At 33.1% G+C, this 14,044-nt stretch carries 11 protein-coding genes and 1 other annotated feature; of the genes, 2 read left to right on the forward strand and 9 right to left on the reverse strand.

The window, feature by feature from the left end; translation table 11 throughout:
• Positions 1-11 precede the first annotated feature (11 nt).
• The 4 genes from argC to AC5M21_RS07535 all read right to left on the reverse strand — a co-directional run bounded on the left by argC (position 12) and on the right by AC5M21_RS07535 (position 4,519).
• Positions 12-1,052 (reverse strand): N-acetyl-gamma-glutamyl-phosphate reductase, encoded by a 1,041-nt coding sequence (gene argC / locus AC5M21_RS07520; RefSeq protein ID WP_199805904.1) that lies wholly within the window; start codon positions 1,050-1,052, stop codon positions 12-14.
• On the reverse strand, positions 1,043-2,425 hold the full coding sequence (gene argH, locus AC5M21_RS07525; protein ID WP_008789169.1) for an argininosuccinate lyase: 1,383 nt from the start codon (positions 2,423-2,425) through the stop codon (positions 1,043-1,045). Before argH ends, argC begins: the two co-directional genes overlap by 10 nt.
• Positions 2,426-2,435: 10 nt before the next feature.
• Entirely contained in the window at positions 2,436-3,656 is a 1,221-nt protein-coding gene (locus AC5M21_RS07530) for an argininosuccinate synthase (protein ID WP_008789168.1), read from the reverse strand.
• A 107-nt stretch (positions 3,657-3,763) separates the two neighbouring features.
• Positions 3,764-3,972: a binding site (T-box leader), on the reverse strand.
• A gap of 175 nt (positions 3,973-4,147) precedes the next feature.
• A complete protein-coding gene (locus AC5M21_RS07535; protein ID WP_282767815.1) occupies positions 4,148-4,519 on the reverse strand; it encodes a hypothetical protein in 372 nt (123 codons plus the stop codon).
• A 294-nt stretch (positions 4,520-4,813) separates the two neighbouring features.
• On the opposite strand from AC5M21_RS07535, the gene AC5M21_RS07540 reads away from it, so the two are divergent.
• Together AC5M21_RS07540 and AC5M21_RS07545 are read left to right on the forward strand one after the other, a co-directional pair.
• On the forward strand, positions 4,814-5,476 hold the full coding sequence (locus tag AC5M21_RS07540) for a DUF5680 domain-containing protein (protein WP_008789166.1): 663 nt from the start codon (positions 4,814-4,816) through the stop codon (positions 5,474-5,476).
• Positions 5,477-5,486: 10 nt separating this feature from the next.
• Positions 5,487-5,939 (forward strand): pyridoxamine 5'-phosphate oxidase family protein, encoded by a 453-nt coding sequence (locus AC5M21_RS07545; protein ID WP_302280671.1) that lies wholly within the window; start codon positions 5,487-5,489, stop codon positions 5,937-5,939.
• 70 nt (positions 5,940-6,009) lie between these two features.
• Here AC5M21_RS07545 and AC5M21_RS07550 read toward each other — a convergent pair whose 3' ends face one another.
• From AC5M21_RS07550 to kdpA, 5 genes are all read right to left on the reverse strand, one after another.
• Positions 6,010-6,711, reverse strand: a complete 702-nt coding sequence (locus AC5M21_RS07550) for a response regulator (RefSeq protein ID WP_302280672.1) — start codon at positions 6,709-6,711, stop codon at positions 6,010-6,012.
• Complete coding sequence (locus AC5M21_RS07555) at positions 6,704-9,391, reverse strand: ATP-binding protein (protein ID WP_029158229.1); 2,688 nt, start codon at positions 9,389-9,391, stop codon at positions 6,704-6,706. The genes AC5M21_RS07550 and AC5M21_RS07555 overlap by 8 nt, the downstream gene beginning before the upstream one ends.
• 81 nt (positions 9,392-9,472) lie before the next feature.
• Complete coding sequence (gene kdpC / locus AC5M21_RS07560) at positions 9,473-10,078, reverse strand: potassium-transporting ATPase subunit KdpC (RefSeq protein ID WP_117598883.1); 606 nt, start codon at positions 10,076-10,078, stop codon at positions 9,473-9,475.
• 12 nt (positions 10,079-10,090) lie between these two features.
• Complete coding sequence (gene kdpB, locus AC5M21_RS07565) at positions 10,091-12,157, reverse strand: potassium-transporting ATPase subunit KdpB (RefSeq protein WP_008789161.1); 2,067 nt, start codon at positions 12,155-12,157, stop codon at positions 10,091-10,093.
• 16 nt (positions 12,158-12,173) lie between these two features.
• Positions 12,174-13,988 (reverse strand): potassium-transporting ATPase subunit KdpA, encoded by a 1,815-nt coding sequence (gene kdpA / locus AC5M21_RS07570; RefSeq protein WP_008789160.1) that lies wholly within the window; start codon positions 13,986-13,988, stop codon positions 12,174-12,176.
• Between the last annotated feature and the right edge of the window lie 56 nt (positions 13,989-14,044).

A 14,044-nucleotide genomic window follows, 5' to 3' on the forward strand; every position in this document is an offset into this window, starting at 1 on the left:
TATTTCCCCCTCTAGAAAGATGGTGAAACCATCTTTAATCCTTTTGTTTCTTCTATGTCATACATGATATTCATATTTTGGATAGCTTGTCCTGCAGCACCTTTCACCATATTATCAATAGTTGAAACAATAATAAGTTTATGATATCTCTTATCATAATGTAATGATATATCACAAAAATTAGAATATTTAACAAACTTTAAATCAGCGACTTTTCCAGTCTTTAAAACTCTTATAAAATATTCTTGATCATAATAATCATGATATATTTTGATAATATCAGAAAATTGAATATCATCTTTTAAATCAACATAGATTGTTGATACAATTCCCCTATTAACTGGTAATAAATGAGGAACAAAAGTCACATGAATATCATCATGAGCCATTTTTGATAACTCTTGTTCAATCTCAGGTGTATGTCGATGCGTTGCTAATTTATAAGGATGGAAAGATTCATTACATCTAGGAAAATGGGTATCTTCACTTAATGATTTTCCAGCTCCAGTTGTTCCTGATTTAGAATCAATAATGAAATGATTATTTTTATTCATACCTTCTTTTAATAAAGGATATAACCCTAATGTTATTGAAGTTGGATAACAACCTGGATTCCCTATTATTGTTGCCTCCTTGATTTTATCTCTATTGACTTCACATAAACCATAAACCTGTTTATGATGAAGTTCTTTTTCATTGTAATCAAGATTATACCATTCTTGATAATCCTGTTCCTTATCTAATCTAAAATCTGCTCCCAAATCAATAAACTTCTTTTGATGGTCATTACAATACTTTGCATATTTTTCACTTAATCCATGTGGTAAAGATGCAAATATCATATCTGCTTTCTTTAAGACATCATCATCTGATTCACAAATCATATCACATATTCCATAGAATGATGGATACATTTCAGAGATAGGTTGTCCTTGATAACTTCTTGCCCCTATGGAAACAATTTCCACATCATCATGATTTAATAACAATCTTAACAATTCTACACCTGCATAACCACTGACACCAATAATTCCTACTTTTATCAAGACAATGCACCTACCTTTTCTTTCATAATTTGAATACTTTTAAGAACAGCAACAGGTGATGGTCCCCCATCAACTTTCCTATTCATAACACATGTATCCAATGAAATAGCTTCATAAATAGATTCTTCAAATGCTTGATCGTGTTGTTGATAAATATCTAGTGGTAATGTTTCTAAAACAAGGTCATGATCAATACAATAAGCTACCAATTCTCCCGTTGTTTTATAAGCATCTCTGAAGGCTTTTCCATGTTTAACTAAGTAATCAGCACAATCTGTTGCGTTAATAAAACCTTTGGCTGCAAATTCCCTCATTTTCTCAGTATTGACTTTCATTGTCTTCAACATATCTGTAAAGACAGGTAAACAAAGTTTAACAGTATCAATCGCATCAAACAAAGCTTCTTTATCTTCTTGCATATCTTTATTATAGGCTAAAGGTAAACCTTTCATCATTGTGAGTAATGTTGAAACATCGCCAATCACTCTAGCACTTTTCCCTCTGACTAATTCCGCAATATCAGGGTTCTTTTTTTGTGGCATAATACTTGAACCTGTTGCATAAGCATCATCTAATTCAATATATTTAAATTCCCACGAACACCAAAGTATCATCTCTTCACTGAATCTTGATAAATGCATCATAATTAATGCTAAAGCAGATGCAAATTCAATAGCGTAATCTCTATCACTCACTCCATCCATTGAATTATAAGTAATATCTTTCATTGCTAATTGTTCAGCAACAAAGTTTCTATCAATTGAATAGGTTGTTGTTGCTAGAGCACCACTCCCTAATGGTGAAACATTCATTCTTTCATAACAATCATCTATTCTTGTGATATCTCTATAGAACATCTCCGCATAAGCCATAAGATGATGAGCAAATGTTATAGGTTGGGCACGTTGTAAATGTGTATATCCACACATGATTGTTTCTGTATGATGAGAGGCCTGTTCAATAATAACTTCAATAATATTGATTAACATCTGCTTTATTGCTAACATTTCATCACGTGTATATAAACGTAAATCTAAAGCAACTTGATCATTTCTTGATCTTGCTGTGTGAAGCTTTTTGCCACTTTCTGGATAGAGTTTTGTTAATTCACTTTCAATAAACATATGAATATCTTCTGCTGTAGGATCAAATAACAAATCACCATTCTCTAGATCATGTAAGATTTTATCTAATCCATCTAAAATTTCTTTTAAGTTTGATGCACTGATAATACCTTGTTTTTCTAACATCTTAGCATGTGCTTGACTACCCATAATATCTTGTTTATACATTCTTGCATCAAATGAAAGAGATGAATTAAAAGCATTCACATTCTCATCAATTTCCTTCTTAAATCTACCTGCCCATAATGCCATCATATTCACTCCCCTATTTATTTCTTTGTTGATCTAATAATGCTTTCACCTTAATTGGTAAACCATATAAGTTAATGAATCCTTGTGAATCCATTTGATTATAATCTTCATCTTCTCCAAATGAAGCAGTTTGTTCACTATATAATGTATCAGGTGAACTCATCCCTGCATTTGTAATATTTCCTTTGTATAATTTTAATTTAATTTCACCATTTACTGTTTTTTGAGTTTCATCAATAAATGCCAATAAAGCTTTTGTAAGTGGTGTATACCATTGACCATTATATAAGATATCTGCTAATTTCAATGATACCTGTTGTTTAAAGTGCTGTGTTTCTTTATCTAGTGTAATTTCTTCTAAATCTCCATGTGCTTTATAAAGAATTGTTCCTCCAGGTGTTTCATAAACACCTCTTGATTTCATACCAACCAATCTGTTTTCTACCATGTCAATAATTCCAATTCCATTGGCTCCACCAAGTTCATTTAATTTCAAAATTAAATCAACACCATTCATTTTCTCACCATTTAACGCAACTGGTTCACCTTTTTCAAATGTTAATGTCATATATGTTGGTGTATCAGGTGCTTGTTCTGGTGTGACACCCATTTCTAAAATCTTATCATACATTGGTTCATTTTGTGGATCTTCAAGATCTAATCCTTCATGAGACAAATGCCATAAGTTCTTATCCTTTGAATAATTTGTTTCTTTATTAATCTTTAAAGGAATATTTCTTGCCTCTGCGTATTCGATTTCATCTTCTCTGCTTTTTAATTCCCATGTTCTCCAAGGTGCAATAATATCCATATCTGGTGCAAAAGCCTTAATTGTTAATTCAAATCTGACTTGATCATTACCTTTACCCGTACATCCATGACAAATTGCATCGGCACCTTCAGCTTTTGCGATATCAACTAACTTCTTCGCAATAATTGGTCTTGCAAGTGATGTTCCAAGTAAATATTTTCCTTCATACATAGCATTGGCTTTCACTGCTGGAAAAATAAAATCATTCACAAATTCTTCTTTACAATCCGCAACATAATATTTTGATGCTCCAGTAGCTAAAGCTTTTGCTTCTAATCCTTCAAGTTCATCTGCCTGACCAACATCTCCTGCTACAGCAATCACTTCACAACCATAATTTTCTTTTAACCAAGAGATAATAATTGAAGTATCTAATCCCCCTGAATATGCTAATACAACTTTTTTATATTGTTTCTTTTCCATAATATTTTTTTCTCCTCTTCCTTTATATTTTTGTTTATTAAAATTCATATCTCCCTAATCGCCGCATAATCATCACCCTCCTAAAACAAAAACGCCTCTGGAAAAACTCCAGAGACGTATATATACGCGGTACCACTCTCGTTGTTAGAAAATTTTCTAACCACTCTTGCCTTTAACGCAGGTGACGTTCCATTATACTATCTTTCCAATGGACTCTCACAGGTGCGTTTCATTCGTTTCTACTTAGTAACCTTCCACTCTATGTTACCTCGCTTGAAGCGTTCAACAAATTACTCTTCCTGATCCTCGATTTCACTTTTAACTTGCGTTTATAATACATTGACAATGTTCTTTTGTCAACACTTTTTCTTTCATTTTTTGAAAAAAGCAAAATAATAACATTATTTTTACCTAAATCATGAATTATATAATCAAAATAATAAAACCCTCTTTATAAAGTATATGTTAAGAAAGATAAAAAATGATAGTTTTTATCCCAATACTCTTCTTAAAAATTGATAAGTATTTTGTTCTTCATCTTTTTGCTGAACATCTTTAACATGAAAATAGTATTGTCTTTGATAATCAAATTCTGCTAGTCTGGAGATGTTTGCACTCGATGGAGAATAATCAGCAGCCAGTGCCCAAGCAGCTCGATAGTGTTTCATAGCTAGAGTCTTATTATTCTTATATTCCGCTAGAATACCTAATAAATTTTGGGGTTGTGGTGCATCTGGATAGCGACTTAAAACTTCTAATATTTTTTCTTCACATTTTTGTGGGCAATATGCAAAGAGTTCTTTCATCTCCTGGCTAAATTCCTCTAATATTAAATATTCATCTAAATCTTGTTGTTTCTTCATATGTCTCCCCTCCCTACAATTATATTATAGAGAATAATCTATCAAGATAGTGTTAATAAAAAAAACGAGTCTATTAAGATAACATTAAAAGTGATAATTTCAGGATATACACAACAATAATTTCTATAATATTTAACATGTAGCATAGTCATCCGTAAAAATCAAACAAGTTATAGAAAAAGTATCTCCTGAAACAAAAACATTAAAGATAACAAAGTAGCAAAAATGTAAACTCTGCTTGCTAGTGTATGAAAATTCTTCATGTTATACTGTTGATAGACAAGGAGGCTATATATGTTACATGATAAAATGATTTATTATCGAAAAAAGAATATGCTCACACAAGAAGAATTAGCTGAAAAGCTTTGTGTATCTAGACAAACAATTACCAAATGGGAGAATGGTGTCATTACACCTAGTTTAGAATATCTCATTGACTTATCACATATTTTTGGAATAACTATTGATCACTTCATTAAAGATGATGATTGTAGAAGTGATACACCGCAAGTTACCAATACAAATCAGCTTGTTTCCTTTCTTGTTGAAGCTAAAAAATCAACATACGCATCTCATAAAAACAAAATGAATTCATTAAGAAAGGATTCTCATGATTATAGTTATCATAATGGAAAATATCAATATTATGATTCATTCTTTGGTGCTTCATTTTTTTCTGGACAAGAAATTATTTATGATGATGTTCATGTATGCTGGTCTATGAATTATTATGGAAAAGTTTTAAGTGAAGATTTTAATAGTGAATTTTTAAAAGAGGCTTTAGCTTTGGTTAATGAACAAAGACCCTTTAGAGGGCCTGAGATTTATACTAGAGGTGAGTATACTTATATATCTAAAATCATAGGGGACTTTTCTACATTTCAAGGGAGTGAAGATATATATTATCGCTCTCATAAAATATATGAAGCATTGTTTCATGGTGGAATGATAAAATAAGGAGAAGAGAATGAACAGTAACTATATAAATAAATACAATAACATATTTCAGCAAATAGGAGATCATGCGAAAATAGTTTTAGCAACTTCTCATCAAGATAGAGTCACTGCTAGAAAAATGAGTTTTTTAATTATGAATGGTATTTTTTATTTTCAAACTGATAAGACTTTTAGAAAATACCAAGATATTCAAGACAATGAAAATGTTGCATTATGTCTTGATAATATTCAAATTGAAGGTATCTGTAAAGAGATAGGACATCCTTTAGATCATCAAGATTTCTGTAAATATTTTCAAAAGTATTTCTTATCATCTTTTCAATCATATTCTCATTTAGAAAATGAAAGATTGTTCATGGTTGAACCAACTTTTATACAAAGATGGAACTATATTGAAGGAAAACCAATCATTGAACAAATTTATATTCATCAGAAGGAATGTATTGAAAAAGATTATCAATAACATATATGAAATGGCTTTATTCTTATAAGCCATTTTTTTATTAGAATGAATAATAGATGTCTAAAGGAGTTCACTCAACCTTTAACATCCTATATCCAACGCCAACATGAGTTTGGATATATTGTGGAGAAGATGGTTCTTTCTCTATTTTCTTTCTTAATGTAGCCATAAAGACTCGCAATGAAGCAACATCACTTTCCCAAGAACTTCCCCATATTTCATGAGTTATATAAGTATGAGTCAGAACTTTCCCCATATTTTTTGAAAGCACACATAACAATTTATATTCTATTGGTGTCAAATGTAATTCCTCATCATTTAAATATGCACATCCAGCACTATAATCAATCTTTAATCCACCATTCAAAAAAGTGGATGAATGTACATTTGTGTTCTCAATATAACTTAATCGTCTTAAAGTTACACGTAATCTTGCAAGAAGTTCTTCAACAGAAAAAGGTTTTGTTAAATAATCATCAGCACCTGCATCAAGTGCTTCTATTTTATCACTATCTTCACTACGTGCACTAATCACAATAATTGGCATATTTGACCAGCTTCTGACCTTTTTAATAATCTCAATGCCATCTATATCTGGCAAGCCAAGATCCAACAAAATAATATCTGGATTGTGTGAAGATGCTTCTAAAATAGCTGTTTCACCATTTGATGCTAATAAATACTTATAATTATGAGCTTGTAAGGTTGTTGAAATTAAGTTGCGTACTGCACTATCATCTTCAACTACAAGAATTGTTGATGTTTTATTCATGCAATATGACCTCCTCTACTGGTAATATGACTCTAAGTATAGCACCTTTTGGTTGATTATCAAGAACACTCATTGTACCATGATGAGCATTCACAATAGATTTACACAAAGCCAATCCTAGTCCTAAACTTCTTCGACTATCTGCGACTTTCATATTACCTGTATAAAACATATCAAAGATATGTGGTTTCATCTCATCAGTAATACCTGGTCCATCATCTTGAACATCAATACATACCTCTTGTTTCTGCTTAAAAACATGAATCAGAATATGCGAACCTTTTGGTGTATATTTAATAGCATTATCTATTAAATTAATAATCACTTGTATCATAAGTCTTGTATCCATTTTTACAAGAATGAATTCATTATCTTGTTGAACCTGAATATGATGTTCCCTTCCTTGACGACTAATATGCTGTAATGCCTCATGAACAACTTCTTCAATTAATTCAGTTGTCATATTTAATTGCATCGTTCCATCTTCGATACGTGTTACTGATAAGAGATTCTCAACAAGATTGATAAGCCACAAAGAATCATCATAAATATCAGTATATAATTGTTTTTTATTTTTTTCATCTAGTGTATCACTACTCGATAAAAGTATCCCTGCACTGCCAGATATAGATGTTAATGGTGTTCTTAAATCATGTGAAATTGAACGTAGTAAATTTGCACGTAACTGCTCATTCTTAGCTATTAAATCAGCTTTAGACTTTTCTCTTATGACCTGCTCCTTTTCTAGAGCCATAGCCGCATCCCCTAGAATTGACAAGACTATACTATGTTCAAATGGATCTAAAGGTTTATTTTTAATTCTAATCCCTACAACACCATAAACATTCTCATTCACACGCAAAGCCAAGTATAAACACTTTGCATTTCCTAATGTATGTGTTGTTGCTCCTGCATGTTTATTATTTTTATAAACCCAGGTTGCAACTGCAGTTTCATTATTATTGATACATTTTTCAATATCTTTTGAGTCATCTATTGAAAACACAATGGGATTTTGAAGATTGAGTTCATCAACTGGATAGAAAATAATATCTTTATTGAGTAGTTTCATCAATTGATGACATGTGACATCAATAATTCCTTTTTTATTTTTTTCCTTTTGTACTAATTGATTTGTATCTAAGAGTATTTTTGTGCGATATGCTGTTTGTGCGGCACGTTTCGCACTGTTTTTCATTTGAACTGCTAAACCACTTGTAATAAAAGCCGCTAAAAACATAATCACAAAAGTTACTGGATAACCAGAATCATATGCCTGAAATGTAAAATAAGGATTTGTAAAAAAGAAATTAAAAACCAGTACACTTAAAAATGAAGAAACAATACTATAAATTCTTTGGGATGTCATAATTGAAATCATTAAAACACCTAATATATAAACAGTTATAATATTAGCTTCACTAAATCCAAAATTTTGAAATAAGTATCCTATGAAAGTAATAGCTATAATCACACAAATACAAATCAGGAAATCTTTCAATACAAATTGAGGTTTTTCTTTATATTTTTGATAACGATAAACCGATGTTCCTTTGACTGGAATAATATAAATATCTAAATTAGGAGCTGCAAAAGTGAGTTGTTCAACGAGTGATGGCTTTGAAAAAAGATGCTTTTTTGTTTGACTTCTTCCCAAGACTATCTTTGAAACATTAGATAAACGTGCATACTCTGAAATCTGATAAGCAATATCATCACCACATACTGCCTCAACTCGTGCACCAAATTGTTGTGCCAAATGCATATTTTCACTTAATGTATTTAAACTTTTTTGATCCATACGGATGTAATCTGAAGTTTCAATATATAATGCAGTTAAACGCCCTTTGAAAGCAGCTGCCATACGTGCAGCTGTACGAATAACTTTCGCATTGGTTGGAGAAGATGAAATACATACCAATATATGTTCCCCAGTAAAATAATCTATCCCCTTATCTGCTTTTGCAAGTTCAGTCATTTTATTAATACGATCGGCACATCTTCTTAACGCTATTTCTCTTAATGCAATGAGATTATCTCTATTAAAAAAATTTGATAAAGCTTTTTTGGCTTGATTTGGTTGATAGACTTTACCTGCTTCTAATCTTTCAATCAAATCATTAGGTTCTATATCTACCAATTCAACTTGATCTGCATCATCAAAAACATAATCAGGAATACGTTCTCTAACCAAAACACCAGTAATAGATGCAACCATATCATTTAAACTTTCAATATGTTGAACATTTACAGTGGTATAAACATTAATTCCAGCTGCTAATAATTCTCTAATATCCTGATAACGCTTATGATGTCTTAAACCAGTTGCGTTTGTATGAGCCAATTCATCAACAAGAATTAACTCTGGTTTTCTTGCAAGTGCTGCATCTAAATCAAATTCCTTGAGTTGAATGTGATTATGTTCAATAATTCTTGGAGATAAGCTTTCTAATCCTTGAACCAGTCTTGTTGTTTCTGGTCTGGCATGTGGTTCTACGTATCCGACAACGACATCTACACCACGGCTTTTTGCTGTATGAGCAGCTTCTAGCATTGTATATGTCTTTCCAACTCCCGCAGCATAACCAAAAAATATTTTTAAATATCCACGTCCTTGTTTTCTTTCTTCATCATGAATTTTTTTTAAAATTTCATCTGGTTCAGTTCTTTGAAACATCATCTATCACCCCATCATCATTCTAGCATTCTTCCTATTAAAATAGTATAAAGATTTTAAAGATAAAGAACCTCATAATAGGTTCTATTTTAAAATACCATCAAGCATTAGATTCACTTTTAAAACATTAACAGTCTCCTCACCAAATATGCCTAAGAAACGTCCATCAGTACATTTATCAACAATCTCTTGAACTTGTGAATCTGTCATATCCTGTGCTTTTGCAATACGTTGAATTTGATATTTTGCTGCGGCTACAGAGATATGAGGATCTAACCCACTCCCTGAACATGTTACCAAATCTTCAGGTATAGGCATATTCCCCTGATTAGGATGTGAAGCACGTATTTTTTCAACACGTTCAGCTACAATTTCTTGATATTGTTCACTTGCTGGACTTAAATTTGATGGTGAGGCATACATAACAGGTTGTCCTTTATCATCAACATATGTTGTTACATCTATGTTCATGATACGACCCCACATGTGCTTAATATCAGTATATTGCTGACCTAATAACTCGCTTCCATATTTTTTTCCATTGATTTCTATAATGCTGCCATTTGCCTGTTCTGGAAAAAAGACTTGTGCAATGCCTGTAATAACACCTGTATAAATAATACCACATAACACTGTAAAGATAACAAAAATAAGAACTGCTTTGGGAAATACATTCTTAACCATTTTCATTCTATAACCCTCCTATACCAAATGGCATACAACTAGTAGCATATCAATGACCTTAATACATATAAACGGAGTGATAATTCCACCAATCCCATATACTAATAAATTTCTTGATAACAACTTACTGGCTGATACTTCACGATATTTCACACCTTTTAACGCCAAAGGAATTAAAGCTACTATAATCAATGCATTATAAATAATTGCTGATAGAATAGCACTTTGAGAAGAATGCAAAGACATGACATTTAATGCTTGTAATTCAGGATATAAGCCAATAAACAAGGCTGGAATAATCGCAAAGTATTTTGCCACATCATTGGCTATTGAAAAAGTTGTTAAACTTCCACGTGTCATTAATAATTGCTTACCAATACGCACAATATCAATTAATTTCGTTGGAGAAGAATCTAGATCCACCATGTTCCCTGCCTCTTTGGCTGCCTGCGTTCCACTATTCATGGCAACAGCAACATCAGCCTGAGCGAGAGCAGGAGCATCATTTGTTCCATCACCTGTCATCGCAACCAAATGCCCTTTGGCTTGGAAATCACGAATCATTTCTAATTTACCTTCAGGAGTCGCTTCTGCTAAAAAGTCATCAACGCCTGCCTCTGCTGCAATTGCTGCAGCAGTAAGTGGGTTATCACCCGTAATCATAATTGTCTTAATTCCCATTTTTCTTAAATCCGAGAACTTTTCCTGAACTCCACTTTTAATAATATCCTTCAAATGAATAACACCCATGATTTTATGATCTTTAGCAACAACCAAAGGAGTTCCTCCCTGATTAGCTATCATGTTGACTGCCTGTTCACATTCATGACTATATGTTCCACCATAACCCAATACATATTCCTTGATTGAATCTGCTGCACCTTTACGAATTTCATGACCAGCAAAATCAACACCACTCATTCTTGTTTTTGCAGTAAAGGGAATAAACTTCATATTTTTATCTTCTAAACGTCTTGCTCGAATATTAAACTTTTCTTTTGCAAGAACAACAACACTTCGTCCTTCTGGCGTTTCATCTGCTAATGAACAAAGCTGAGCAGCATCTGCTAAGTCATGAGGATGACAACCATCTACTGGAATCAATTCATAAGCTTGTCGATTTCCTAAAGTGATTGTCCCTGTTTTATCAAGCATTAAGATATCAACATCTCCTGCTGCTTCAATAGCACGTCCACTCATTGCTAAAACATTGGCTTGATTTAATCGACTCATACCAGCAATTCCAATAGCGGATAACAAGGCTCCGATTGTTGTTGGTGCTAAGCATACCAATAAGGCAACTAGCGTTGTAACAGATGTTGGATTATCAATCCCAACTTGGGCTGCTGAAAAAGATGAGTATGTGTAAAGAGAAACAGTGACCAATATAAAGATAATAGATAGTGCGATTAAAAAGATCTGTAAGGCTAATTCATTAGGTGTTTTCTTTCTCGCTGCACCTTCGACCATAGCAATCATCTTGTCTAAAAAACTATCTCCTGGATCATGAGTGACCTCCACAACAATCCAATCAGATAAAACTGTTGTTCCACCTGTGACCGCACTTCTGTCTCCACCACTCTCTCGAATAACTGGTGCAGATTCACCAGTAATGGCACTTTCATCTACTGATGCAGCCCCTTCAATAACTTCACCATCTGCTGGAATTTGCTCACCAGCTCTGACAATAACAAAATCACCTTTACCAAGAGATGTTGAAGGAATATCAACAAATTCTTCTTTATTTGATAAAGATTCAATTTTATGTGCTTCTACATCTTTCTTGGCAGCTCTTAGAGAATCTGCTTGGGCTTTTCCACGCCCTTCAGCAATCGCTTCAGCAAAATTGGCAAATAAAACTGTTAACCATAAGATAAGTGCAATAGCAAATGTAAAACTTGATGCAGCATCTTTATAACCAGTATAAGAAACAAGCCACAACAAAGTTGTTAATATAGCTGATATATATACCAAAAGCATAACTGGATTTTCAGCTTGTGTTTTTGGACTCAGTTTAGTGAATGAATCTTTAATAGCACGCATAATCATTGATTTATCAGCAATTGCTCTCTTTTTGTTTTCCATAATAATTCTTCCCCCTCTATAACATACCAAAGAATTCAGCAAGTGGTCCTAAAGCTAACGCTGGAAAGAAACTCAATGCACCTACCAATAAAACAATAAAAATTAATAAGAAGACAAACATTCCATTGGTCGTTGAAAGTGTTCCTGCTGTTACAGCGATTTTCTTTTTTTCTACCAAATGTCCTGCAATAGCAAGTGTTCCTATAATAGGTACAAATCTTGCAAAAAGCATCACAAGTGCTAAAGAAACATTAAAGAAGACTGTATTCGCATTGAATCCTGCAAAAGCTGAACCATTGTTTCCACCACATGATGAATACGTATAAAGAACTTCTGATAATCCATGAGCTCCAGTATTGTTGAGACTATCAACAGTACTTGGTAAAGCAGCCGCTATACCACTCCCAACCAATATGGCAACTGGTGTTGCAAGACAGACAACAACTGCCCATTTCATTTCATATGGCTCAATTTTTTTACCTAAGAATTCTGGAGTTCGTCCAACCATTAATCCGGCAATAAAGACAGTCAGTATTGCAAATGCCAACATGCCATATAAACCACAACCAACACCGCCAAACACGACCTCACCCAGTTGCATCAATAGCATTGTCACCATTCCACCTATAGGTGTATAACTATCATGCATAGAATTCACAGATCCATTGGAAGCGGCTGTTGTATAAGCTGCCCAAGTTGCTGAAGTGGCAATTCCAAAACGTGACTCTTTTCCTTCCATATTTCCACCTGACTGTTCTACCATACCAATATCAACATTACCATTTTGAGCCAACTGTGGTGTTGCATATTGCTCACTTACCGCTATAGAGCCCATTGCTAGAACAAGGCAAATAGCCATAGCTGAAAAGATTGCCATTCCTTGTTTTTTATTTTTAATCATTGAACCAAATGCAAAACATAAAGCTGCTGGAATTAATAATATAGATGTCATTTCAATAAAGTTCGTATATGCGTTGGGATTTTCTAATGGATGAGCTGAATTCACACCCATATATCCACCACCATTTGTTCCCGTTTGCTTAATCGCAACTTGACTAGCAGCTGGTCCCATAGGTACAAATTGTTCAGTGATTATTTTAGCTTGTGGAACCATTTGTCCATTGACTGTTACTGTTTTTGATGCAATATCTATTTGCGCATTTTCTATAATTTCACCATCAACATTCACTGCAATCGGTTCTACCAATGATACAGTCTGTGCAGGTTCAAGATTTTGAATAACCCCACCAGCAACTAATAAAACAGAGATAACCAAGTTCAATGGAATCAAAACGTGGATAATCGTTCTTGTTATATCGACCCAAAAACTTCCTAATCCTTTAGCCTCCACTTTCATAAACCCTCGAATCAGTGCAAATAACACAGCAATTCCTGTCGCTGCTGAAACGAAATTTTGAACTGTAAGTCCCAATGCCTGAGTCAAATAGCTAAGTGTTGACTCACCACTGTAAGCTTGCCAATTTGTATTGGTAATAAAGCTGGCTGCTGTATTTAATGATAAATCCCACTTTACACCTGATAATCCTTGTGGGTTTCCCATCAAATAACCCTGTAACAATTGTAATAAGAATAAGAAAACAAAACCAATAAGTGAAAATACTAACACACTGACTGTATATTTCTTCCAAGTCATTTCCTCTTGTGAGTCAATATGCATGATCTTATAAACTGCTTTTTCACAAGGAACTAACATTCGAGATAAAAATGTTTTTTCTCCATTCATGACTTTTTTAATATACGCTCCTACTGGAATAGCTAAGATAATAAGAGCAATGAAATATAGGACATACTGTATAAGAGTTGACTTCATTTTTGTTGATCTCCCTTCATAAGGATATACACATAGTAAAATAATAAAATCATAGC

This window comes from Coprobacillus sp., from assembly GCF_984815275.1.